The 24,144-nt window shown below is 63.9% G+C and carries 23 protein-coding genes; 12 read left to right on the top strand and 11 right to left on the bottom strand.

What is annotated here, in order from left to right; translation table 11 throughout:
* Positions 1–8: 8 nt before the first annotated feature.
* Both rfaE1 and AC1DXM_RS24070 read right to left on the bottom strand, forming a co-directional pair.
* Complete coding sequence (rfaE1, locus tag AC1DXM_RS24075) at positions 9–1,502, bottom strand: D-glycero-beta-D-manno-heptose-7-phosphate kinase (RefSeq protein WP_477236835.1); 1,494 nt, start codon at positions 1,500–1,502, stop codon at positions 9–11.
* A 124-nt stretch (positions 1,503–1,626) separates the two neighbouring features.
* Positions 1,627–2,259, bottom strand: a complete 633-nt coding sequence (locus AC1DXM_RS24070; protein ID WP_477236833.1) for a LysE family translocator — start codon at positions 2,257–2,259, stop codon at positions 1,627–1,629.
* Positions 2,260–2,392: 133 nt separating this feature from the next.
* On the opposite strand from AC1DXM_RS24070, the gene rfaD reads away from it, so the two are divergent.
* From rfaD to waaC, 3 genes are read left to right on the top strand one after another with little or no spacing between them, the layout of a single operon-like run.
* Positions 2,393–3,343 carry an ADP-glyceromanno-heptose 6-epimerase gene (gene rfaD / locus AC1DXM_RS24065; RefSeq protein ID WP_477236831.1) on the top strand — a complete coding sequence of 317 codons (951 nt, stop codon included), beginning with the start codon at positions 2,393–2,395 and terminating at the stop codon, positions 3,341–3,343.
* The gene (gene waaF, locus AC1DXM_RS24060) at positions 3,316–4,323 is read left to right on the top strand and encodes a lipopolysaccharide heptosyltransferase II (RefSeq protein ID WP_477236829.1); all 1,008 of its coding nucleotides are present in this window, start codon (positions 3,316–3,318) and stop codon (positions 4,321–4,323) included. The genes rfaD and waaF overlap by 28 nt, the downstream gene beginning before the upstream one ends.
* Positions 4,320–5,294 (top strand): lipopolysaccharide heptosyltransferase I, encoded by a 975-nt coding sequence (gene waaC, locus AC1DXM_RS24055; protein ID WP_477236827.1) that lies wholly within the window; start codon positions 4,320–4,322, stop codon positions 5,292–5,294. Before waaF ends, waaC begins: the two co-directional genes overlap by 4 nt.
* Positions 5,295–5,318: 24 nt before the next feature.
* On the opposite strand, the gene greA is transcribed toward waaC, so the two are convergent.
* Positions 5,319–5,792 (bottom strand): transcription elongation factor GreA, encoded by a 474-nt coding sequence (greA, locus tag AC1DXM_RS24050; protein WP_181058741.1) that lies wholly within the window; start codon positions 5,790–5,792, stop codon positions 5,319–5,321.
* A gap of 286 nt (positions 5,793–6,078) precedes the next feature.
* Positions 6,079–6,615 (bottom strand): tetratricopeptide repeat protein, encoded by a 537-nt coding sequence (locus tag AC1DXM_RS24045; RefSeq protein ID WP_477236825.1) that lies wholly within the window; start codon positions 6,613–6,615, stop codon positions 6,079–6,081.
* A gap of 219 nt (positions 6,616–6,834) precedes the next feature.
* Between AC1DXM_RS24045 and AC1DXM_RS24040 the strand changes: the two genes are divergently transcribed.
* From AC1DXM_RS24040 to AC1DXM_RS24020, 5 genes are all read left to right on the top strand, one after another.
* A complete protein-coding gene (locus AC1DXM_RS24040; protein WP_477236823.1) occupies positions 6,835–7,260 on the top strand; it encodes a DUF3775 domain-containing protein in 426 nt (141 codons plus the stop codon).
* Positions 7,148–8,512 carry an extensin-like domain-containing protein gene (locus tag AC1DXM_RS24035; RefSeq protein WP_477236821.1) on the top strand — a complete coding sequence of 455 codons (1,365 nt, stop codon included), beginning with the start codon at positions 7,148–7,150 and terminating at the stop codon, positions 8,510–8,512. The genes AC1DXM_RS24040 and AC1DXM_RS24035 overlap by 113 nt, the downstream gene beginning before the upstream one ends.
* A gap of 105 nt (positions 8,513–8,617) precedes the next feature.
* Positions 8,618–9,418: an extensin-like domain-containing protein gene (locus AC1DXM_RS24030; RefSeq protein WP_477236819.1), complete on the top strand. Its 801-nt coding sequence runs from the start codon at positions 8,618–8,620 to the stop codon at positions 9,416–9,418.
* A 64-nt stretch (positions 9,419–9,482) separates the two neighbouring features.
* The gene (locus AC1DXM_RS24025) at positions 9,483–10,190 is read left to right on the top strand and encodes an LssY C-terminal domain-containing protein (protein ID WP_477236817.1); all 708 of its coding nucleotides are present in this window, start codon (positions 9,483–9,485) and stop codon (positions 10,188–10,190) included.
* A 70-nt stretch (positions 10,191–10,260) separates the two neighbouring features.
* Positions 10,261–11,571: a hemolysin family protein gene (locus tag AC1DXM_RS24020; RefSeq protein WP_477236816.1), complete on the top strand. Its 1,311-nt coding sequence runs from the start codon at positions 10,261–10,263 to the stop codon at positions 11,569–11,571.
* Between the two features lie 13 nt (positions 11,572–11,584).
* Here the strand turns inward: AC1DXM_RS24020 and AC1DXM_RS24015 are convergent, their stop codons facing one another.
* From AC1DXM_RS24015 to AC1DXM_RS24000, 4 genes are all read right to left on the bottom strand, one after another.
* Entirely contained in the window at positions 11,585–12,463 is an 879-nt protein-coding gene (locus tag AC1DXM_RS24015) for a DMT family transporter (RefSeq protein ID WP_477237048.1), read from the bottom strand.
* A 135-nt stretch (positions 12,464–12,598) separates the two neighbouring features.
* Positions 12,599–14,155, bottom strand: coding sequence for a DHA2 family efflux MFS transporter permease subunit (locus AC1DXM_RS24010; RefSeq protein WP_477236814.1), 1,557 nt, complete (start codon positions 14,153–14,155; stop codon positions 12,599–12,601).
* A 7-nt stretch (positions 14,156–14,162) separates the two neighbouring features.
* Complete coding sequence (locus AC1DXM_RS24005; RefSeq protein ID WP_477236812.1) at positions 14,163–15,266, bottom strand: HlyD family secretion protein; 1,104 nt, start codon at positions 15,264–15,266, stop codon at positions 14,163–14,165.
* Positions 15,263–15,817 (bottom strand): winged helix-turn-helix transcriptional regulator, encoded by a 555-nt coding sequence (locus tag AC1DXM_RS24000; protein WP_477236810.1) that lies wholly within the window; start codon positions 15,815–15,817, stop codon positions 15,263–15,265. The genes AC1DXM_RS24005 and AC1DXM_RS24000 overlap by 4 nt, the downstream gene beginning before the upstream one ends.
* Before the next feature lie 69 nt (positions 15,818–15,886).
* Between AC1DXM_RS24000 and AC1DXM_RS23995 the strand changes: the two genes are divergently transcribed.
* The 3 genes from AC1DXM_RS23995 to AC1DXM_RS23985 all read left to right on the top strand — a co-directional run bounded on the left by AC1DXM_RS23995 (position 15,887) and on the right by AC1DXM_RS23985 (position 22,016).
* Entirely contained in the window at positions 15,887–16,072 is a 186-nt protein-coding gene (locus AC1DXM_RS23995; protein WP_477236808.1) for a hypothetical protein, read from the top strand.
* 267 nt (positions 16,073–16,339) lie between these two features.
* The gene (locus AC1DXM_RS23990; RefSeq protein WP_477236806.1) at positions 16,340–20,614 is read left to right on the top strand and encodes an autotransporter outer membrane beta-barrel domain-containing protein; all 4,275 of its coding nucleotides are present in this window, start codon (positions 16,340–16,342) and stop codon (positions 20,612–20,614) included.
* Positions 20,615–20,714: 100 nt separating this feature from the next.
* A complete protein-coding gene (locus tag AC1DXM_RS23985; protein WP_477236804.1) occupies positions 20,715–22,016 on the top strand; it encodes a glucoamylase family protein in 1,302 nt (433 codons plus the stop codon).
* 122 nt (positions 22,017–22,138) lie between these two features.
* Here AC1DXM_RS23985 and AC1DXM_RS23980 read toward each other — a convergent pair whose 3' ends face one another.
* The gene (locus AC1DXM_RS23980; protein ID WP_192257837.1) at positions 22,139–22,744 is read right to left on the bottom strand and encodes an NADPH-dependent FMN reductase; all 606 of its coding nucleotides are present in this window, start codon (positions 22,742–22,744) and stop codon (positions 22,139–22,141) included.
* An 89-nt stretch (positions 22,745–22,833) separates the two neighbouring features.
* Between AC1DXM_RS23980 and AC1DXM_RS23975 the strand changes: the two genes are divergently transcribed.
* On the top strand, positions 22,834–23,202 hold the full coding sequence (locus AC1DXM_RS23975) for a winged helix-turn-helix transcriptional regulator (RefSeq protein WP_477236801.1): 369 nt from the start codon (positions 22,834–22,836) through the stop codon (positions 23,200–23,202).
* A 160-nt stretch (positions 23,203–23,362) separates the two neighbouring features.
* Here the strand turns inward: AC1DXM_RS23975 and AC1DXM_RS23970 are convergent, their stop codons facing one another.
* Entirely contained in the window at positions 23,363–23,566 is a 204-nt protein-coding gene (locus AC1DXM_RS23970) for a hypothetical protein (RefSeq protein ID WP_477236799.1), read from the bottom strand.
* A gap of 115 nt (positions 23,567–23,681) precedes the next feature.
* On the bottom strand, positions 23,682–24,077 hold the full coding sequence (locus tag AC1DXM_RS23965; RefSeq protein ID WP_112561014.1) for an acyl-CoA thioesterase: 396 nt from the start codon (positions 24,075–24,077) through the stop codon (positions 23,682–23,684).
* Between the last annotated feature and the right edge of the window lie 67 nt (positions 24,078–24,144).

The raw sequence follows: 24,144 nt of genomic DNA, 5'->3' as shown, positions 1-24,144 counted from the left end.
GAAATCCCTCAGTTGGTGGCGCCACCGGCGCGCAATTTGCCGATCGTGCCGGTGGTGCTCTTGCCGGCGACGAGGTCGACCAGCACGACGCGACCGCCGGCCTTCTGCACCACATCGGCGCCGACAACGGTTTCGACGGTGTAGTCGGCACCCTTGACCAGAATGTCGGGCAGCAGCGCCTCGATCAGCGCCAGCGGCGTGTCTTCTTCGAACACGACGACAGCGTCGACGGAAGCCAAGGCGGCGAGCACGCAGGCGCGGTCATGCTGGTCGTTGACGGGACGGCCCGGCCCTTTCAGCCTGCGCACCGAGGCATCGCTGTTGAGGCCGAGCACCAGCCGGTCGCACTGGCTGCGCGCCGCATGCAGCAGGCTGACATGGCCGGCATGGAGGATGTCGAAGCAGCCATTGGTGAAGCCGACGCTGAGGCCCTCATCCTTCCACGTCGCGACCATGCGCGCGGCCGACGCGGCATCGAGGATGGCGTCCTTGTGGGCGGTCGGGCCGTGCGAGCGGAACAGCGCGCCGGTGAGTTCCTCGACAGTAAGACGTGCGGTGCCGCGTTTGCCCACCACCACGCCGCCGGCGGCATTGGCGATGGAGGCGGCCATGACGCGATCGGCGCCCGCGGCCAGGGCCAGCGCGAAGCTGGCGATCACCGTGTCGCCGGCGCCCGAAACGTCGAACACTTCGCGCGCCTGGGTGGCGATGTGGCGCGCCTCATCTGCGCCGACGACGCTCATGCCCTTTTCGCTGCGCGTGGCGACGACAAAGTCGAAGCCGTGCGCCGTAATCAATTCGCGAGCCGCAGCCACAATCTCGTCATCGGCGAAAACCGGATGACCGACCGCTTCACCAAGCTCCTTGCGGTTGGGGGTGATGGCGGTCGCGCCGGCATAGCGCGCATAGTCGCGCCCCTTGGGGTCGACCAGCACCGGCTTCCATGCGTCGCGGCAGATGGCGATCAGTTCGGCCGCCACACCGTCGAGCAGGATGCCCTTGCCGTAATCGGACAGGATGACGATGTCGGCGCGAGAGAGCGCTTCCCGGAAATGCCGGATCAGGCCGGCCCGCTCATCTGCGTCGAGCGGCTTGATCTCTTCCTCGTCGAAGCGCAGCACCTGCTGGTTGAGCGCGCTGAAGCGGCTCTTCGACGATGTCATGCGGCCGCGCGCCTGTGCCAGGCCAGCCGTGTCGGCTCCAAGCTCGCCAAGCATGCGCACCACATTGTCACCGGCCACGTCGGTGCCGATCACCGACACGGGGATAGCCCTGGCGCCCAGCGAAACGATATTGGCGACGACATTGCCGGCACCGCCCATCGTTGAGGTCTCGCCGCGCCCGTGCAGCACCGGAATCGGCGCTTCCGGCGATATCCGCTCGATGACGCCATTGACGAAACGGTCGAGGATGAAGTCACCGACCACCAGCACGGCGACGTCGCCAAAGCGGGCAATGGCGCGATGCAAGGGTTCGGGAGAAGGCGGATTGTGCTTGATCATGTCACTGGCAATGCGAGGGAAAGGCCGATCTCAATCACGCTGAAAATTGTCAATTTACGGGCCGGATCGTTCATGGCGAAGCCGATATACCGCAAATCCACGCAGCGCAACGTCAGGGCAGCCGTCAGGTCTTCTGCAGGGCGACGTGGACGCCCAGTCCAACCAGCACCGCCCCGCCGGCCCGCTGCATCATCCGCTGCGCACGGCTCGAACGCCGCAGCCGGCCGATGACCGCACCGGCCAAAAACACGCAGACGATATCGGCGGAAGAAAACATCAGATTGACGATGGTGCCCAAAACGACGAACTGCAGCCAGACCGGAAGCGCCGCCGAGGCATCGATGAACTGCGGCAGGAACGCCATGAAGAAGATCGCCGTCTTCGGATTGAGCACCTCGACGGTGATGCTCTCGAAAAAGGCCCGTCGCGCCGATTTCCGCTCGATGGCCGGCATTGCCGCATCGCCCTCCCCGCGCTTGCGAAACAGCGAGACACCGAGCCAGATCAGGTAGAGCGCGCCGATCAGCTTGACCGCCATGTAGAGCGGCGGCACGGCGTGGAACAGCACCGACAGGCCCGCGGCCGCGGCAAAGACATGGAAATAACCGCCAAGATGGATGCCGAGCGCCGCCGTCAGCCCCGACCAGCGCCCGCGCGCCATGGTCTGCGCGGCCGCGTAAAGCATGGCTGGACCCGGGATATAGGCGAAGATCGCCGTGGTGACGAAAAACGCAATGAGCAGGTCGGTCGACGGCATTTTTGTCCCTCACTATGCGGGCTTCGACTGAGGCGGGAGCCTTGCAGCCCCCAGTGGCGCAGCCGCCTGCTTCATCGACAGCCCGGCTGGGCTCCCTTATAAGGACCGGAATCGCAAGCAACCAGAGGCCTTCATGATCATCGTCACGGGCGGCGCCGGCATGATCGGCTCCAACATCGTCGCCGCACTCAATGCCGAGGGCCATGACGACATCCTGGTCGTCGACGACCTCACCGACGGCCACAAGATTGCCAACCTGGCCGATCTCAACATCGCCGACTATCTCGACAAGGACGAATTCCTGCCGCGCCTGGAAGCCGGCGACCTCGGCCGCATCGAGGCTGTGTTCCATCAGGGCGCCTGCTCGACCACCACCGAGTGGAACGGCAAGTACATGATGGAGGTGAACTACGCCTATTCGAAGCGGCTGCTGCATGCCTGCCTGTCGCTGCGCGTGCCCTTCCTCTACGCCTCCTCGGCCTCCGTCTATGGCGGCGGCTCCGAGTTTCGCGAGGACCCGGCGCTCGAGCGTCCGCTCAACGTCTATGCCTATTCGAAGAAACTGTTCGACGACTATGTCAGGCGCACCGTCTTCGATACCGATCATTCGCCGGTGGCTGGCCTGCGCTACTTCAACGTCTATGGGCCGCGCGAGGCGCACAAGGGCGCCATGGCCTCGGTCGCCTTCCATCTGTTCAACCAGGTCGGGCGTGGCGAGAACCCAAAGCTGTTCGGCGCCTATGACGGGTTCGGGCCAGGCGAGCAGAGCCGCGATTTCATCCATGTCGGCGACGTCGCCGACGTCAATCTGTGGCTTTGGAAGCGCGGCTCGAGCGGCATCTTCAATTGCGGCACCGGCCGCGCCCAGCCGTTCCGCGCCATCGCCGAAACCGTCATCGACACGCTGGGCAAAGGCGAGATCGAGTTCATAGAATTCCCCGACCATCTCAAGGGCAGCTACCAGAGTTTTACCCAGGCTGATATGTCCCGCTTGCGCGCAGCCGGCTATAATGGGCAATTCCGCAGCGTGGAAACCGGCGTCAGAGACTATGTCGAATGGCTGAAAGCCCAACGATCCTCGTGATCGGCCCACGCTGGGTGGGGGACATGGTCATGGCGCAGTGCCTGTTTTCGGCGCTGAAGGAACTCCATCCCAACGCCGCCATCGACGTGCTGGCTCCGGCCTGGGCAGCCCCCTTGGTCAAGCGCATGCCCGAACTGCGCCAGCAGATCGATTTTCCGCTGAAACCCGGCGCGCTCGAGTTCACCATTCGCCGCCGCTTCGGCCGCCTGCTGCGCGGCCGCTACGACATGGCGTATGTCCTGCCGGGGAGCTGGAAATCGGCGCTGATCCCGTTCTTTGCCCGCATTCCACGTCGCTTCGGCAATTTGCGCGAAATGCGCTATGGCCTGCTGACCGACATCGTTCCGCTGCCCGACAGCGTCAAGCGGCGAACCGCGCAGGCCTATTTCGGTCTTGCCCAAGGCGGCCATTTCCGGCCACCGCGGCTCACCGTCGATGCCGGCAATCAGAAAGAGCTTCTTATCCGCTTCGATCTGCAGCCGGGAAAATTCGTGGCCATGATGCCCGGCGCCGAATTCGGTCCGGCCAAACGCTGGCCGAGCGAAAGCTATGCCGGCCTTGCCCGGGAGATGATGGCCAAGGGGTTCAAGGTGGCGCTGTTCGGCTCGAAGAACGATCGCGACGTCACCGCCGAGATTGCGGCACTGGCGCCCGGCGTCGTCGATCTCGCCGGCAAAACGCGGCTGGAAGACGCCATCGACCTGATCGCGGCGGCCAGGCTGGCCGTGTCGAACGACAGCGGGCTGATGCATGTCGCGGCCGCCGTCGGAACGCCGGTCGTTGCCGTCTACGGTTCGACCTCGCCGGAAAACACGCCGCCGCTTGCCGAGCAGCGCGAACTGATCTGGCTGCATCTATCCTGCTCGCCCTGCCACCAGAAGGTCTGCCCGCTCGGCCATCTCAACTGCCTGAAGACGCTCGATGTCGCCAAGGTAGCGGCCGCGGCCGACCGGTTGCTGGAAGTCCCGGCCGCCGCATGAAGGTGCTGATCGTCAAGACGTCATCGATGGGCGACGTCATCCACACCTTCCCCGCCGTCGAGGATGCGCGCCACAACCGCCCCGATATTTCCTTCGACTGGTGCGTTGAAGAGGCCTTTGCCGGCATCGTCGCCCTGCATCCTGCGATCGCAACCATCCACAAAGTGGCGGTCCGGCGCTGGCGCAAGCAGCTTTTCGACAGCGGTACATGGCGCGAGATGGCCGGCCTGCGCCGGGAACTGCACGCGAGCCAGTACGATCTGGTCATCGATGCGCAAGGGTTGTTGAAGTCGGCCTTTGTCGCCATCCAGGCCGGCGCGCCGGTTGCCGGTTTCGACCGCGCCAGCGCGCGGGAGCCCTCGGCAACGTTGTTTTACAAGCGCAAATACGCCGTGCCGCGTGATATGCACGCCATAGAACGCACGCGGCGATTGTTCGGGCTGGCGCTTGGCTACGAGCCGGATTTATCGGCGCTGGAATCAGGGATTGTACCGCCGCCTCGCGGCCTGGCCGACATCGACGGCAAAACAGCTTTCCTGCTGCACGGCACCAGCCGCGAGGACAAGAAATGGCCGGCCGAAGACTGGATCGGAGCCGCTCGCCTGCTGGTTGGGCGGGGGATGACGCTGGTCACCACCTGGTCGAACGAGCGCGAGAAGGCCGTGGCCGAGGCGATCGCGCAAGCGGTGCCGGCAACAATCGTGGTTCCGAAATCGCCTCTATCCGATATCGCCGCGATCCTCGGCCGTTCGACACTGGTCATCGGCGCCGACACCGGCCTGACCCACCTCGCCAGCGCCTTCGGCCTGCCGACGGTCGCGGTATTCCTGGCGACGGAGCCGGGGTTAACCGGCCCGCGCGGGCAATATGCCTCAACGCTGCTGGCCGCATCAGGGGAGCGCTTAACGCCGGCTGAGGTTGTGGCGGAAGCTGAAAAGCAACTGGCGCTCAAATCACGAGCGCCGGCTTAGAACCTTTCGGAATTATCTGAGGTGCTAAATAAACTGCACCTGGACGATCTCGTAGCCCCGTGCGCCGCCGGGCGCATTGACCTCGATGGCGTCGCCCACTTCCTTGCCGATGAGCGCGCGTGCGATCGGCGACGAGATCGAGATGCGGCCCGATTTCACGTCCGCTTCCTGGTCGCCAACGATCTGGTAGGTCTTCTTTTCCTCGGTGTCCTCGTCGACCAGCACCACCGTGGCGCCGAACTTGACCTTGTCACCGCTGAGCTTGGTGACATCGATCACTTCGGCCCGCGCGATATAATCTTCGAGCTCGTTGACGCGGCCCTCATTGAGGCTCTGCGACTCCTTGGCGGCATGATATTCGGCATTTTCGGACAGGTCGCCATGCGAGCGCGCTTCGGAGATCGCCTCGATGATGCGCGGCCGCTCTTCCTGCTGGCGCCAACGCAGTTCTTCCTTCAATGACGCGAACCCCTCGCCTGTCATCGGGACCTTGTTCATGATGCCTAACCTTTCCTGCCGCCACCCCCGCGTTTCGGGGAAAGCCTTGTCGATGGGTACAAAAAGAAAACGGGTCCGGCAGCCTCGGGCTAACGGAACCGTTTCACCGCAATTTCCCCTAATATAGCGATCTTCGCGCGCTTTTCACGCTGAAAAAGCGGGCTTTTGAAAAATCATGAGCCGATTGTGCAGTTGCCGTCGCGGAATGCGCGTTGTGTTGCGGCCAAGACAACAAAAAGCCGGCTGCGATTGCTCGCAGCCGGCTTGAGAAGCCATTGGGGTGGGGTCAGCTTCTCATGAAATGGTAAATCTGTTCGGCCAGCATGCCGTATTCGCGCGAGCCTTTGCCGGTGCGTTTCTCGATCTCGGCCAGCTGCTCCTGGGCGCCGACCAGGTCGCCGATCTGCAGATGCGCCTCGCCGAGATATTCGCGCACCAGCGTGTAATCGGGATTGATGCGCAGCGCTTCCTCGTAATAGCCCAGCCCGACCGTGACGCGGCCGGAATGGCGGTGCGAATAGCCGAGATAGTTGAGGATGCGCGGATCCTGCTTGTTGGCGGCCAGGCTGAGCACGGCGATCGCCTCATCATAGCGCCCGGCCATCGCCAGATCGTGGCCGGCCTCATAGATGTTGTCGTCGTCGAGCATGCCGTATTTCGGCGCGACGCATTTCTTGAGCTTCTTGTCCCAGACCTCGCCCTTCTTGCATTTCGTGCTCCCGCCGTCGCCGCCTCCGCCGCCCTCGCCGGCGGTAAATGCTGGCGCCGCAAACAGCGGCAGAGCGACAACAGCTAGAACTTGAATCAGCAAACGTCTGCGCATCGAAGCCTCCTTGAGGGATATTGATGAAATGCTAACGCCAGGCGGACGCCATTTCATCCCGGAAAAGCCGCGCCGCCAAAACTATTTGCCAAAACCACTTCAAAAGACAGGCGCGCGAGTCGGAATCCCGCCGGCGGTGAGCCGAGCAGGCGCCGAACGGACGTGACGCGCGCTGCAAATCCGCTATCATCCGGGAAATGACCAGCGGAGTGCGAGAGAGTGCAACAGCGCCGTGAACGGGAATGGGAGCTATCGATCGGCCCGGACACCGTGCGCCTGTTCATTCTTAAAGCAAAGGGTCTGAGCGCTGCCGTCAACGAAGACTATACCGACGGCGCCGAGCATGAGGTCGAGTTCGACGGCGACACGCACGACAATCACCACCATGACGGCCTTGTAGAGGAGAGCTCTGAAAACCTCACCGAGGAAGAGCTGCGCGAACTGATCAACGACCTCAATGTCGACGAGGCGGCCGAATTGATTGCGCTGGCCTGGGTCGGCCGCGGCGACTATGACGCAGCGGAGTGGTCCGATGCGGTGGCCGCCGCGCGCGAGCGCGCCAACAAGCGCACAGCAAAATATCTGCTCGGCATGCCGCTTCTGGCCGACTGGCTGGAAGAAGGGCTGGAGGCGATCGGCGCGTAACGCCGGGGTAACCGATCGTGATCGGGCGCATGCGCTTTTCCGGGCAACCTCCGCTAGCCCACGCCGTTTAGGACCGATGGCGGCGCTTGTCTTTTCCAGAATGTGCGGGTTGGCGCTGGCCATGGTGGTGGCCGGATTGCTTGTTGCGCCTGCCGATGCGAAGCATAGACGGTCTCATAAGCCTTCTTGGGTTGAGCAACTGCTGACGAGCGACCAGCCGTCGAAGCCGCGCAGCAAGCATCGCCTGAAATCACGTAGCAAGCGGCTTGTCGCGCCGAACCAGGCAGGGCCAAAAACGCCGGGTCCGCAACCCTCGCCTGGCGATGTTCCGGTGCCCGAGGCTCGGCCCGCGGAGGCGCAGAAGACCGACGCCGCAAAGACCGAAGAGCAGAGGACCGAGGGCCAAAAGGCCAGTGGTGCGCCCAACCGGTCCAATGACGATCGGTTCAATGAAGAAAAGTCCCGTCAGAAAAAGCAGGCTCGGCCCGGGCCGTCAGCCCCGGAGTCGCCGGCCACCCAGCCGTCAACCAATACCGAAAGCGAGTCTGAGCCGCCTGCCGGGGTGCCGGTTCCGACACAAAGGCCCGACGTCACGAAGCCGGAGGTTGAGCCGCCCGTCGTCGCCCCGCAGCCGCCCGAAAAACCCGCGGATGCAGACAAGAAAATGCTCCCCGACCCCCGCTCGGCCGATCTGCCGGATGCAAAAATGCCGGCGGAGGAAGTTGCCTGTCGCGAGCGGCTGACGGCGCTTGGCGTCGAGTTCGAGGAGCACAAGGCGGAAAACAATCCCGAAATCGGCTGCTCGATCCCCTATCCCATCGTGTTGAAGTCGCTCGGAAAATCCATCGCCATCGGCCCCGCGACCGAGCTCAACTGCCCTATGGCCGAGGTCGCCGCCCGCTTTGCCGCCAATGTCGTCCAGCCGGCGGCAAAGGTTGAATTCGGCGCCGACCTGAAATCGATCAACCAGGCATCGGCTTTTGTCTGCCGGCCGCGCAATGGCACGCGCAAACTGTCGGAACACGCCTTCGGCAACGCCCTCGACATCGCCAGCTTCACCTTGTCGGACGGCAGGAAGATCGAAATCGGTCCAACGCCGCCCGAAAAGGACGGAAAATTCCTCAACGCGGTGCGCAAGGCCGCCTGCGGACCGTTCAAGACCGTGCTCGGACCAGGCGCGGACTCTGATCACGCCCTGCATTTCCATCTCGATCTCGAACCGCGTCGGCACGGCGGCACCTTCTGCCAATGATCGTCCGCCTGCCGCATTTCAGCCGCAGGCGTGAATGCGGCCGCTGAGTTTTCCTTTACCCTTGATCGTTAAAATGCCGGACATCTAGGGACAGGGATTCCGCCCATGGCCGGAATATTTCGCGCCGCCGCGATGGTCGCGCGCCAATCGAAACGCGCAGCGATGGTGACCGCCGGCCTTGCGCTGGCCGCCGTTTCTGCCTGCAACACCGGCAGCGTGCTGTCGCTGCAGCCGGCCGTCGATGTCGGCGCCCAGACTTCTGCCGTGCCGCAGTATGAAGGCATGCAGAAGCTTGTCCCGTCCAATCCCTACATGACCGCCGCCTATCCGCGCATGGACGAGCCGATGTCGGAGCCCGAGCAGATGCCGGCCAGCGAAACCGACTGCCGTGGAGAATTGCGGCGCCTCGGCGTCGTCTACACCGACATCCAGCCAATCCATGAGGGACAGTGCGGCATCGACTATCCGGTCAAGGTTTCGGCCATTGGCGGCATCCAGATGAAACCAGCGGCGACATTGACCTGCGACATGGCCGCCAGCTTCGCCGCCTGGACGAAGAACGAACTCGTTCCCTCCGCCCGCTGGCGCTATTTCTCCGGCGTCAAGACCATCCACCAGGGCTCGAGCTATTCCTGCCGCAACATCGCTGGCGAAGGTGTTTTGTCCGAGCACGGCAAGGGCAACGCGCTCGACGTCATGAGCATCGAGCTTAACAATGGCGACGACATCGACGTGCGCAAGCCCGGCCTGTTCGCCTTCCGCACCCGTGGCTTCCTCAACAATGTGCGCGCCGACGGCTGTCAATATTTCACCACCGTGCTCGGCCCCGGCTACAATTACGACCACCGCAACCATTTCCATTTCGACATCAAGAACCGCAAGAGCGGTTACCGCGCCTGCAGGTAGCCGGCTCTTTGCCAAAGCCCGGTTACGCCGCATAAGGTGACGCCTCGCAAGCAGGCGGCGACAGGTGGGACAGAAAAGCCTCAGACGACGCGCAACGATCTGGCTTGCGGCTTTCGTGGCCGCCTGGCTGGCGCTCGCCTATGTCGCCGCACCTGAATTCTGGACATTCAGGGATCGCGGCTTTCGCAAACAGACCTTCGAGATGGTGACGCACACGCCGCAAGGCATTCCTGGCGACCCGATCAATGTCGGCCTTGTCGGCAGCGAAAAGGAGCTTGTGCATGCCTTCGCCGTGGCCGGCTGGGACACGGCCGACGGCGTGACGCTGAAGACCGCGATCGAAATCGGGGAAAGCGTGCTGTTCGATCGTCCCTATCCCGACGCCCCGGTCAGCCGGTTGCTGTTCGAAGGCCGCGCCCAGGACCTCGCCTTTGAAAAGCCGGTCGGCGACAGCGCCGACCGGCGTCATCATGTCCGCTTCTGGCGCACCGATGCGACCGGCGACGATGGCCGCCCGCTCTGGCTGGGCTCGGCCAGCTTCGATCGTGGCGTTGGGCTGAGCCACGACACCGGCGCCATTACCCACCATATCGGCCCCGACATCGACGCTGAGCGCGATCTCGTGATCCACGACCTGACTGCGGCCGGCATGGTGATCTCGGTGAGCGATATCCCCGGCATCGGCACCACCAAAGCCGGACGCAATGGCGGCGGCGATCCCTATTTCACCGACGGCAAGGCCATCGTCGGCGTGCTCAGGCAACTTCCCTGAACCACTGTCATTTTTCAAAAATCAACGCGGACTATTTTCCAGCGGCCTGCGGCAATGCTATTGACCCCTGATGCTATACGTCGAAATCGCTATCGTGGTCGTCCTCATCTGCGTGAACGGCCTTCTATCGATGTCCGAGCTTGCCATCGTTTCGTCGCGCCCGGCACGGCTCAAGGCGATGATCGACCGCGGCGTCAATGGCGCCGGGCGGGCGCTGGCGCTCGGCTCCAACCCCGGCAAATTCCTGTCGTCGGTGCAGATCGGCATCACCTTGGTCGGCGTGCTGTCGGGCGCCTTCTCCGGTGCCACGCTGGGCGACAGGCTGTCCGTCTTCCTGGCCTCGACCGGCATCCGCGAGAGCGTCGCCGACCCGCTCGGCGTCGGCATCGTCGTCGCCATCATCACCTATTTCTCGCTGGTCGTCGGCGAACTGGTGCCCAAGCAGATTGCGCTGCGCGATCCGGAACGCGTTGCTGCCCGCGCCGCTCCGGCGATGACCATCCTTGCCACTGTCTCGGCGCCGCTCGTCTTCCTGCTCGACATTTCCGGCCGCGCCATATTGTGGCTGCTCGGCCAGCGCGGCGAGAGCGAGGAAAAGGTCACAGACGAGGAGATCAAGATGCTGGTCGCAGAGGCGGAGCATCACGGCACCATCGAATCCGACGAGCGGCGCATGATTGCCGGCGTCATGCGGCTCGGCGATCGCGCCGTGCGCGCGGTGATGACGCCGCGCACCGAGGTCGACTGGATCAATCTGCAGGCCGATGAGAGCGCCATCCGCAAGCTCTTGATGGACACCCAGCATTCGCGCCTGCCGGCCGGCGATGGCGGCGTCGATGTCATGGTCGGCGTCGTCCAGACCCGCGACGTGCTGGCGGCGATGCTTGCCGGCCGCCCGCTCGACCCACGCAAGCACGTGCGCGCCGCCCCCATCGTCTATGACCAGGCCGACGCGTTGGACGTGCTGCAGAAGCTGAAGGATTCCGACGTGCCGATGGCCCTGGTGCATGACGAATACGGCCATTTCGAAGGCATCGTCACCCCCGCCGACATTCTCGAAGCCATCACCGGCGTCTTCCGCGCCGACCTCGACGCCGGCGAGGAGGAAAACGCCGTCAAGCGCGAAGATGGTTCATGGCTGCTCGCCGGCTACATGCAGGCCGACGAGATGGCCGAAGTTCTCGGCATCGACCTGCCGGAGAACCGCGACTACGAGACCGTCGCCGGCTATGTGCTGTCGCACATGCACCATCTGCCGGCGACCGGCGAATGCGTCGATGCGCAAGGCTGGCGCTTCGAGGTCGTCGACCTCGACGGCCGCCGCATCGACAAGCTGATCGCCACCCGCCTGCCGAGCGGCCATCGCGAAGTGGTGCGCTGACAACAGCGCGGCTTCAGACCGCAGCTTCGATCGGTTCGGCAAGTCTGGGATTGGAACGCGAGGCGATCAGGCAACTGGCAACGATCAGGGCGGCGCCAGCCAGCGTGGTCCAGGTCGCCGCCTCGTCGAAGAACAGCCAGCCGAACACGATCGCCCAGATGAAGGCCGAATACTCGGTCGGGATCAGATATTGCGCTTCGGCGCGCGCATAGGACCAGCTCATCAGGTATTGGCCGGAGAGCGACAATGCCGTCACGCCGGCCAGGGAAAGCCAGAGATTGCCCGGCAGGGCGACGGCGAGCCAAGGCGCGGCGGGAAGAAGGACGGCGGCAACGCACAGGTTCTGGAACAGCATGATCTCGACTGGTTTGGCCACCAGCGCCTGCCGCCGCGAGAGGATCAGATTGTAGGCGTAGAACACCGTCGATGCGAGCACAGCCACCGTACCAAGCAGAGCATCCCCGGTATAGTTCCCTTGCCCGAACTGTCCGGCCATGATGATGACGACACCGGCAATGCCCGCCAGCGACGCCCAGATCGCCTGACGCTGGATGCGTTCGCCCAAGAGCAGCGCGGCCAGCAGAAGAGCAAACAGCGGCGCGACGAAACTAAGCCCGATCCCATCCGCCAGTGGCAGCCTGGCAAGCCCCCAGAAGAACGACAGCAGGACGATACCGACGACGATGGCGCGTAGCGCGTGCAGTCTGAGCACGGAAGGCGTGGGAAGCGAGCGCGGTCCTGCCGCCCAGGCCGTGCCCGCAATTACGGTCGCGAGCATGCTGCGCCACAGCACCGTGTTGTAGACGCCGACGGCGATGACCAGCACCTTCATCGCTGCATCCATGGCCGACAGAAGGAAGATCGCCAGCGCGCAGACCAGCACCGGGATCATGGGGGAAACGACGCCTGTCAGGCTGGGTGATTTCACGGGGACCGCTCATATGATGGATCGCGGCCGATATATCAGGGCAAAACGGCAGGGCCAGATGGCAGCCCTGTCCATATGCCGGTCCAAGGCAAGTTTGCCTCAGTGCGCGTCCGGCGGCGGCGCCTTCGGTGTGACGTTGCGCAGGAACGGGACCAGCGCGGTGGCGATGACGAAGGCGACCATGATGACCAGGAACGCATCGGCATAGGCCATGGTGGAGGCCTCGCGATAGGCCAACTGCCAGAGCTGCTTCAGCGCCGCGGCATGACCATCGTCGACAGCACCCGGCAACTGCCCATAGCGCTGCCCGACATTGTCGAGGAGGCGCATCGCCGCCTCGTTTTGCGGCGTCAGATGCGAGGCGATGGTCAGGAAATGGAAGTTGGTGCGATCGTTGAGGATCGCGCCACAAATGGCAATGCCCACCGCGCCGCCCAGATTGCGCATCGTATTGAACAGGCCACTGGCATATTTCAGCCGCTCCGGCGGCAGGCTGCCGAGGCCGAGATTGACGCTTGGCGCGACGGCGAAGACCTGCGGAAAACCACGAAAGATCTGCGGCAGAAGCAGTTGCGCGGCACCCCACTGGCTGGTGATGGCGCTGAAGCTCCACATCGAGGCGCCGAAAGATGCCAGCCCGAACATCATCAGCCAGCGCGTGTCGAAGCGCTTGGCAAGGAAAATGTAGACGGGCACGCCGACCATCGAGGCGACGCCGGTGGAAAACACCGCCACCCCGGTCTGGAAGGCGTCGTAGCCGCGGACATAGCCGAGGAACAGCGGCGTCAGATAGATCGTGGCAAAGATGCCGATGCCGGTGACGAAGGAGAGGAAGCAGCCGATGGCAAAGTTGCGGTTGCCGAAGGCGCGAAAGTCGACCACCGGCTGCGCATAAGTCAGGCTGCGGATGACGAACAGAACCAGGGTAACGCTGGCAATGATGGCGCCGTTGCGGATCGTTGCGTCGTCGAACCAGTTCCAGCGCGTGCCCTCCTCCAGCACATATTCGGCCGTGCCGAGGCTGACCGCCATCAGCACCATGCCGATATAGTCAGCGCCCTTCAGCAGCGACGGATCGGCCTTGTCGATCTTGACCAGAGCCGCGACGAGGATGGTGATGATGGTGCCGGGAATGACGTTTACATAAAACAGCCAATGCCAGTTCAGCGTGTCGGTGATCCAGCCGCCGATGACGGGGCCGAGCGTTGGCGCGATCGATGCGATGCTGCCGACCACCGCCGCCGCATAGACCCGCCTCGGCCCCTGGAAATAGTGGAACGACGAGGTGAACACCGTCGGGATCATCGACGCGCCGAGCAGCCCTTGCAGTGCGCGGAACACGATCATGCTTTCGATGCTCCAGGCGAAGCCGCACAGCATACTGGCCAACGTGAAACCGGCTGCCGAGAATGTGAACAGCCAGCGTGTCGAAAACACGCGGGTGAGCCAGCCCGACAGCGGGATGACTATGATTTCCGCCACCAGATAGGAGGTCTGCACCCAGCCGATCTGGTCCTGCGCCGCCGACAGGCCGCCGCCAATATCCTGTAGCGAGGAGGCGACGATCTGGATGTCGAGCAGCGCGATGAACATGCCGACGCACATCACCATGAATGGCAGGATGCTGGTGATGAAAGACTGCGGGCGCTCTGACATGATGCCCTCAGCGTGACGCGGTATCGACGGTGACCGTTGTCGACAGGCCCGGCCGCAGCGCAACCTTCTGCGCCTGGTCCTGGTCAATCGTGATCCGGACCGGGACACGCTGGACGATCTTGGTGAAATTGCCGGTCGCATTCTGCGGCGGGATCACGCTGAAGATCGCTCCCGTCGCAGGCCCCAGGCTGGTGACGTGGCCTTTCAGCGGCGCATCGGGTGCAATGTCGGTATAGACCGTTGCCGCCTGGCCGTCGGTCATGTTGCGCAGCTGGTCTTCCTTGAAATTGGCGTCGACCCACAGGCCCGAGGCCGGAACGATGGTCAGCAGATAGCTGCCCGGCGAGACATAGCTGCCGACCTGCGCCAGCCTGTTGCCGACGACACCGTCGATGGGTGAGCGTATCTCAGTGAAGCCGAGATCGAGCTCGGCCGTATCGACATCCGCCTTGGCGGCCGCCACCGCAGCGGTCGCTTCTGCAATCTGGGTGTTGAGCACGTCAAGCTGCTGCTTGGCGGCCGCGAGCCCGGCGCGCGAGGCGGCAACGGTAGCCTTGGCCTGACCGTCGGCGGCGAGGCTTCTCTGCGCATCCTGCTGCGTTCCGGCCCGGGTGCTGGCCAGCACCTCATAGCGCTTGGCATCCTGGGCGGTGAAAGTCGCGGCAGCACTCTTGGCTTCGAGATCGGCCTCGGCCTGCTCGATCACCGAATTCTGCAGCGATATCTGGGCGCGCAGATTGTCGAGGGCCGATTGCTGCTGCAGAACGGACGCCTGAGCATGCTCCAGCGCCGCCTTGAACGGCCGGTCGTCGATGCGGATGATGAGCTGTCCGGCGGCGACGTGCTGGTTGTCCTCGACAAGGATCTGATCGATGTGGCCGGCGACGCGTGGCGCCAGCGGCGTGACATTGCCGCCGACATAGGCATCGTCGGTCGAGACGAGGAAGCGGCCGGCCTGCCACCAGTCGAAGCCATACCATCCGGCGGCACCGACGACGATCACGGCTGCCAGCGTCAGCCACGGCTTGCGACGCTTCTTGGCAGGCGCGGGAACTTGCACGACCGATGGCTGCACCGGCTGCAACTCGGCAGCGGAGAGAACCTTGTTCATTTGCCCCGCGCCTCATCCGACCTATGCTCGATCACTGTGTTCTCCACCAGCGGAAGGCCTGAGCCTTCGCTGCTGAAGCGATAGCGCTGCCGCATACGGTCGGTGGCGGTCGGCCCCGCCGCCAGGGTGAAGCCCTCGCTGTCGAGTTCCCTGCCAGTGTCGCGGTCGACCAGAACCGGCTCGGCCCAGCGTCCATCCGCCCTGTCCGCCACCACCAGGCTCGGGCCTTCGGGTGCCAAATGCTTGTTGCCCCAGGCTAGCAGCGAAAGCAGCACCGGGCGGAAATCGCGCGCCTTGGCGGTCAGCACATATTCATGGCGAAGCGGCCGTTCGCAGTAGACGCGCTTTTCGAACAGGCCGCGCTCGACAAGGCTGTTCAGCCGCCGCGTCAGAATGTTGGGCGCAATGTCCAGGCTCTTCTGAAACTGATCAAAGCGCGTCAGGCCCTGGAATGCATCCCTGAGCAACAGGATGCTCCACCACTCACCGACAGCATCGAGGCTGCGCGCGATGGGGCATGGGCGGTTTTCGAAGCTTGTCTTTGCAACCATGACAGCGGTCTCTTTCATGATGAAAGTCACAAATAGCTGAGTTAGTTGCATTATGCAAGTCACTGAGGCGTGATCGCGGATAGGCACCGAAAGAAAGGGGCGAGACCGCGCGCGCCCGGCGCGCGTGGTCGTCGGCCACAATCGTTCGGCGCCGACGACATCAACGCCCAGACCGCGCCGATCCAGGCCCGGTTGGTCGAGAACCTTGGCCTCGGCATGCCCGCCGAACCGCGCAAGGCCAAGGCGGCGGTTTGATTGAAGGCCGGCACCGCACCGGCCCCTGCCCGCCCACTGCCCCTCGGAGTCGGGCGGGCGTTCTTCAAGTAAAATTGTATATATCTACTTTCTAATATAACGGAAATAGTGTTGCTTTGCAGTAACTGTCAGAAAAAATCGATTTTTAATAGTTCGAGCGTAGGACAAGACACAAGTGCCAAGTTAACGTGCGGGCGCTTCGGTCGGCGCGCGCCGACCAGGCTGCAAACATCGAGATTGCATTGGCGGCCAAAGGCGGGGCGATCCATGAAATCGAGCAATCGCACGGTTGCGTTGCGCATGGCGGGGCGGATTTTGGCGAGCGAGCGACCTTCCGCCGTTGCGGTCCTTACTGTCGCCCTTGCGCTGAGCACCGCGCCGGCTTGGGCTGATGGCGGCAATGGAGCCCCTGCAGGTGCCGGACAAGGTGGCGTGGATGGCGCGCTCGCAAGCGCCACGGGTCAGAATGCCGCCGATGGCGCGACCGCCGGTGGCGGCGGCGGCGGCGTTGACCTCACGACGGGCAATGGCGCGCCAGGCGGTTCGGGAGGGACAGCTCTGACATTCAACGCCCCAAACGGCACTCCAGGTGCGACCGGTGGCACGGGCCAGGTCATTTCCACAAGCGGGACCATCTCCACCGGCGTCAGCGGTGGGACCGGCGGTGCGGGCTCCAATGGCGTCAGTGGCGTGGTCAGGGGCGGCGGAGGCGGTGGTGGCGGCGTCGGCGTCAGTGCCACGGCCGACACTGTCGTTACTGGCAGCGGATCGGTCATAGGCGGCACGGGCGGCATTGGAGGCTCCAACTCCAATGGTGGTGGCGGCGGTGGCGGCGTCGGCGTGTTTTCGACAGCCGACGTAACCGTAGATGCCGGCGGCAGCGTCACGGGCGGTGTTGGCGGCCGAGGCAGCACTCAGTCCGGGGGCGGCGGCGGCGCGGCCGCCATCGTCCTGACCGGCGGCGGAACGGTGCAGAACAGCGGAAATCTGCTCGGGGGAACAGGCGGAAGAACCCTCGCGGCGGCGGGCGGTGGCGACGGCGGAGCCGGTGTTCTCCTGCTTTCGGGCGGAACGGTCATTAACGGCACGGGGGCGACGATCGTCGGCGGGATTGGCGGTCAGGCCGGGGCGACCGGGACGGCCGGCGATGGCGGTGCCGGGATCAAGGGCGCCAACATCGCCGTCGTCAATGCGGGCACGATCAGCGGCGGTGCCGTCGGTGCAGGGGGCGGAACGCCGACAGCCGGTAAAGCCATCCAATTCACCGGCGGGGTCAATTCGCTCGAAATCTGGTCGACTTCGACCATCGCGGGCAATGTGGTTGCCTTCAGCGCCGCCGATACCTTCAAGCTTGGCGGCGATACCAGCGCCAGTTTCGATGTGTCGCAGATCGGCGCTGGCGCCAAATATGACGGGTTCGGGTTTTACGAGAAAACAGGGAACAGCATCTGGACGCTGACAGGGACGACAACCGCCGTCACGCCTTGGACATTGTCGGGCGGTGTCCTGTCGGTATCCGCCGACAATAATCTCGGCGACGTCGCGGGCGGCCTGACCTTCAACGGCGGCGTATTGCAGGTGACCGGCACCAGCTTCACCGGCACGTCCCGCACCATTACCTGGGGTCCTTCCGGAGGCGGCTTCGACATCGTCGACGCCGCCAATGATTTCACGGTAAGCCAAACGCTGACAGGCGGCGGACCGCTGAGCAAGCTTGGCGCGGGCACGCTGATCCTGACCGCCGACAACAGCTACGCCGGCGGCACGACCATCTCCGGTGGCACGCTGCAGCTCGGCAATGGCGGCACGGCCGGTTCGATATCAGGCGACGTCACCAACAATGGCGCGCTCGCCTTCAACCGCTCCGACATCTACACCTTCGCCGGCGCCATCTCAGGCAGTGGCTCGGTGAACCAGATCGGCACCGGCACCACGGTGCTGACTGCCGACAACAACTACGCAGGCGGCACGACGATCACCAGCGGCACGCTGCAACTCGGCAATGGCGGCACGACGGGCAGCATCATCGGCGACGTGGCGAACAATGGTACGCTCGCCTTTGACCGCTCCAACACCTACAGCTTTGCCGGCATCATTTCCGGCTCCGGCGCGGTGAACCAGATCGGCACCGGGATGACAGTGCTTACCGGCGCCAACACCTACAGTGGCGGCACAACGATTTCCGCCGGGATCCTGTCGGTGTCGGCAGACAACAATCTCGGCGATGCCGTGGGCGGCCTGACGTTCAATGGCGGCATATTGCAGGTGACCGGCACCAGCTTCACCGGCACGTCCCGCACTATTGCCTGGGGGCCTTCCGGCGGCGGCTTCGACATCGTCGATGCCGCCAACAATTTCACGGTCAGCCAAACGCTTGCGGGCGGTGGTCCACTGAGCAAGCTTGGCGCGGGCACGCTGATCCTGACCGGTGACGACAGCTACACCGGCGGCACCACAATCTCGGCCGGCACCCTGCAGCTCGGCAATGGCGGCGCCGGCGGCTCCATCATCGGCGACGTCACCAACAACGCTACGCTGGCCTTCAACCGCTCTGACACCTCCATCTTTGCCGGCGTCATTTCCGGCAGTGGCAAGGTGAACCAGATCGGCACCGGCACCATCGTGCTGACCGGTGACAACAGTTACGCCGGCGGCACCACCATCACCAGCGGCACGCTGCAACTCGGCAATGGCGGCACTGCTGGCAGCATCGTCGGCAACGTGATCAACAACGGCACGCTCGCCTTCGACCGCTCCAACAATGTGACCTTTGCCGGCGCCATCTCCGGCAGCGGCACGGTGGTGCAGCAGGGCGCGGGCAGCACGACGCTCACCGGCACGAATACCTACAGCGGCGGCACAACGGTTGCCGCCGGCCGGCTGATCGGCCAGGCGGCGAGCTTCGGCACCGGCGACATCCTCGACAATGCCGTGCTCGTCTTCGCCCAGCCGGTCGACGCTACCTTTGCCGCCGCCATCAATGGCAGCGGTTCGCTCATCAAGACTGGCCTCGGCAATCTCAACCTGACCGGCACCAGCACCCTCAACGGCGCGACCACGATCCAGGCCGGCAAGCTTTCGGTGAACGGCTCGCTGGCCAGCTCCACAGTAACTGTCCTCTACGGCGGCGCGCTTGGCGGCAATGGCATGGTGGGCACCACGACGCTTATGGCCGGAGGCGTGATCGCGCCGGGCAATTCGATCGGCACGCTGACGGTCAATGGCAATTATGTCGGCGCTGGCGGCACACTCGAGATCGAAGCCATGCTCGATGGCGACGCCTCCCCCGCCGACAAGCTCGTCATTACCGGCAACACATCAGGCACCACCAATGTCAGGGTGGTCGCTCTCGGCGGCAGTGGCGCTCAGACGATCGACGGCATCAAGATCGTCGATGTCGGCGGCACCTCGGCCGGCACCTTCAGCCTCCAGGGCGACTATGTCTTCGAGGGCGACCAGGCCGTGGTCGCCGGCGCCTATGCCTACCGTCTCTTCCAGAACGGCGTCTCGACGCCGGCCGACGGTGACTGGTATCTGCGCTCCGCACTGATCCCGACCGCACCGCTCTATGCGCCCAGCGTGCCGGTCTACGAGGCCTATGCCGGCGTGCTGCAGAGTTTCAACCAGCTCGGCACGCTGCAGCAGCGCATCGGCAACCGCTCATGGGCACCGCAATCCGGTGCGGGCGGCGGCGTCGAGACCGGCAACCCGATCTGGGGCCGCATCGAAGCGGCGCACAGTGAATTCGATCCCGGCACGAGCACGACCGGAACCGACTATGATTCGGACCTCTGGAAGCTGCAGGCCGGTCTCGATGTCCTGCTTTCCGAAACGGCAGCCGGCGTGGTGATCGGCGGCGTGACCGTTCACTACGGCACGGTGAAGTCTGACGTCTCGTCGGCGTTCGGCCTCGGCTCGATCGACACGACCGGCTACGGCGTCGGCGGCACGTTGACCTGGTACGGCAAGAACGGTTTCTACGTCGACACGCAGGCGCAGCTGACCTGGTTCGACAGCGATCTCGATTCCGAAACGCTTAGCCGGAGGCTCGCCGACGGCAATAACGGCTTTGGCTATAGTCTCGGCATCGAGGCCGGACAGAAGATTGCACTTCAGGGCAACTGGTCGCTGACGCCGCAGGCGCAGCTCAGCTATTCCTCGGTCGATTTCGACACTTTCACCGACCCCTACGACGCCGTCGTCTCCAATGGCAGCAGCGACAGCCTTGTCGGCCGCATCGGCCTGTCCGCCGACTATGAGAACGAATGGAAGGACAAAGCCGGCCAGTCGAGCCGCTCGCATGTCTATGGCATCGCCAACCTTTACTACGATGCCCTCGACGGCTCCGATGTCGATGTGTCGGGCGCCCCGCTCACCAGCGAGACGCAGGCGCTTTGGGGTGGGCTGGGGCTCGGCGGCTCGCTGAGCTGGGCCGATGACCGCTACGCCGTCCATGGCGAGTTGCTCGCGCGCTCGAGCCTGGAGGATTTCGGCGGCAGCTACGCCGTCGGCGGCTCGGTGGGCTTCAAGGTGAAATGGTAGTCCGGACCGGCCTTACCTGGGTGCAGGCCTTCGCCTCCTCACCTATGATTGATCCGCCGGAAGAATGGCAAATGCCGCCAAAGCCTCTATATCGAGGGGCATGGATGCATCGAACGAACACGCCCGGAACGACGAGCTTCTCCAAGATATCCAGCGCCTGTCCTTCGACTATTTTCTCAACGAGGCCAATCCTGCCAACGGCCTGGTCGCCGACCGCAACACGCCAACGTCGCCCGCCAGCATAGCCGCCGTCGGGCTCGCTCTGTCGTCCTACCCCGTCGGTGTCGAGCGCGGTTTCATGACGCGCGCGGCCGCAATCGAGCGGACGCTCGCCACGCTCCGTTTCTTCTGGAACGCTCCGCACGGGCCAGAGCCCGATGCCACCGGCTACAAGGGTTTCTACTATCATTTCCTCGACATGCAGACCGGTCGCCGCGTCTGGAAGTGCGAGCTATCCACCGTCGATACCGCGCTCCTGCTGGCCGGCGTTCTGGCCGCCGGCGCCTATTTTGACCAGGAAGATGAATCCGAACTGGAAATCCGCCAGCTGGCCGATTCGCTCTACCGCCGCGCCGACTGGCGTTGGGCACAAAATGGCGGCGCCACCGTCACCCATGGCTGGCGGCCTGAAAAAGGTTTTCTGCGCTACCGTTGGGAAGGATTTGACGAGGCGCTGATCCTGTACGTTCTGGGTCTCGGTTCGCCGACCCACTCGCTGCCGCCCGAGAGCTACGCGGCTTGGCTGTCCAGCTACAAGTGGAAGACAATCTACGGCCGCGAGCTGGTCTATGCCGGCCCGCTCTTCATCCACCAGTTCTCGCATATCTGGATCGATTTTCGCGACATACGCGATGCTTTCATGCGCAGCCGCGACAGCGACTATTTCCAAAACAGCCGCCAGGCGACCTACCTGCAGCGCGACTATGCCATCCGCAATCCGAAGGGACTGAGCGGCTATGGCGAGAATTGCTGGGGCGTCACCGCCAGCGACGGTCCGGGCCCGACCAAGCGCGAAATGAGGCTCGATGGCCGCCGCTTCTTCGGCTATCTCGCGCGCGGCGCACCTTTCGGGCCCGATGACGGCACGCTGTCGCCATGGGCGGCGATCACCTCCCTGCCCTTTGCACCGGAAATCGTGCTGCCAGCGCTGCGCCATTTCCACGAGATGGACCTGCATGTGGGCAATCCTTACGGCTTCGCCGCAAGCTTCAATCCGACGATCGCCGCCGCCGACGGCCGTGCATGCGGCTGGGTATCGCCGGACCACGTCGGCATCAATCAGGGGCCGATCGCCCTGATGATCGAGAATTACCGGTCGGACTTCCTGTGGCAGCTGATGCGCCGCGTGCCGGCCGTCGCCACAGGACTTCGCCGAGCCGGGTTTTCCGGCGGTTGGCTATGACGGGCGGCCGGCGCGATTAATCGAGCAAGATACTCAAGGCACCAACGGATTCGCGGAAATGAAAAAGGGCGACGCAAGCGCCGCCCCTTGGGAAGATGATTTGATCCTTGGGAGGATAAGGCTCAGGCCGCCTGGGCTTCGCCGGCAATCGCGTCGGCCTGACGTGCTGCCTTGAGCACCCGGGCCCACCAGGCGACATCGTTGACCAGCGCGGCAGCAGCCTGGTTCAGATGCTCGATCTCCTCGAGCTTCTTTTCGCCCTGGCGTACCGCCAGGAAATCGCCCCAGGCGATGTGGACGGCGGACTTGACCGGCGCCATCTGCAGCTCAACGGCGGCGAGGCGCAGGTGCTCGACAGCACGCGAGCCGCCGACGCTGCCATAGCCGACGAAGCCGGCCGGCTTCTTGTTCCATTCATTGGCGGCATAGTCGATGGCGTTCTTCAGCACAGCGGTCGGGCCGTGATTGTATTCGGCGGCGGTGAAGATGAAGCCGTCGAACTCGGCGACCTTCTTTTGCCAACGCTGCGCCACTTCGTTCTGCGATGGAGCCCAGGCGGACGAGGCAACTTCATCGAAGAAGGGCAGCGGCCAGTCGCGCAGGTCGACGATCTCGACATCGATGTCGGCATGCGACTTGGCGATCTTGGCGATCCACTGGGCGGGCACATCGGCGAAACGCGCGGCGCGTGTCGAACCGACGACGATGGCGATTTTGGGCTTGGACATGGGGCTCTCCATATATGTAAAAGCTGGTATCGTTTGGATACCGGCGCTATATGAGATACTGTCAAACCACTGCGCAAGGAGGCACCGTTTTGTTACTGAGGCACCCGCACAACACCGAAGACTGCCGCGCCGTCTCGGAAATCCTGCAGCGCGTCGGCGACAAATGGACAGTGCTGGTCGTCGGCAAACTCGGCGGCGGGCCGCTGCGTTTCAATGAATTGCGCGCGGCCGTCGGCGGCATTTCGCAGAAGATGCTGACCACCACTTTGCGTGGCCTCGAGCGCGACGGCTTCGTCACCCGAAGCGTGTTCCCGACCATCCCGCCACGCGTCGATTACGAGCTGACCGAGCTAGGCCATGAGCTGCTGGTCCCGGTCGGTGCGCTGGGTGAATGGGCGCGCAAAAACACCGTGCGCGTCCAGGCAGCGCGCGAAAAATTCGACAGCGCGCACGCCTGAAACCCTTGCATCGCAAGGACTTCGTCCTCGAAGACACGCATTTCAGATTTGGCCAGGTCCGCCTGGCATCCTTGGCCACGCCGTCGCGATCCAGCTGCCGCATCTCGTTCGCCGGCGCACCATCATTTTGAGGCGAATAAGCGTCTTCGCTGAGAGGCCTTCAGGCCTTTGACGCAGGGTTGCTGCAACACATCGTGCCGCACGTATCGGCCCTTGCAGTTCGCTGGTTGTCGACCGTCCGGTCGTGCTTGCAGACGACGCTCGGAAGTTCTTTCCTGATCTCGGTATAGGCGGTGGTGCCAAGCAGACAGATCACCGCGACAAGGGCCGCCACGAGCCAGCCGTTCAGCATGTGTTGACGCATTGTCTTCCCTCCGCCATCGGCAGAATCGGATGAGAAGGCAACCATTGGATGTCGCGCAGCGCATCGCCCGCGTGGGGGATGTTACATATGCGCAAGCTTGGAAGAATCGACTGCGTCAGCTTTCCGCTGGAATCGGCTTCGGCTTGCCGTCGCTATCCAGCGCCACCATGACAAAATCGGCATGGGTGACCTTCTCCATCAGGTCGGAGAGGTAGCGCTGTGCCCAGGCCTCGACCTTGAGCGTCATCGAGGTGCGGCCGACACGCTCGACATGGGTGTAGATGCACAGCGTGTCGCCGATCTTCATCGCCTTGGCGAAGGACATCTCCTTGACCGCCGCCGTCACCACGCGGCCCTTGGCGCGCTCGGCGGCGCGGATGCCGCATGCAAGATCCATCTGCGCCATCACCCAGCCACCAAAGATATCGCCGGCCGCATTGGCATCGGCCGGCATGGCCAGCGTGCGCAAGGTCAGATCGCCGATCGGCTGTCCGTCCGCGTAATGCACCATGCGCCAAATCCCCTGAAAAGATTGCCCTCGATCCCGTAGCGTCACGGCGCCGGGAGGTCAACGTGAT

The organism is Mesorhizobium sp. P3_A2, from assembly GCF_056403115.1.
Note: the sequence above shows the minus strand (reverse complement) of the source record. Positions and strands in the feature narration are given on the sequence as shown.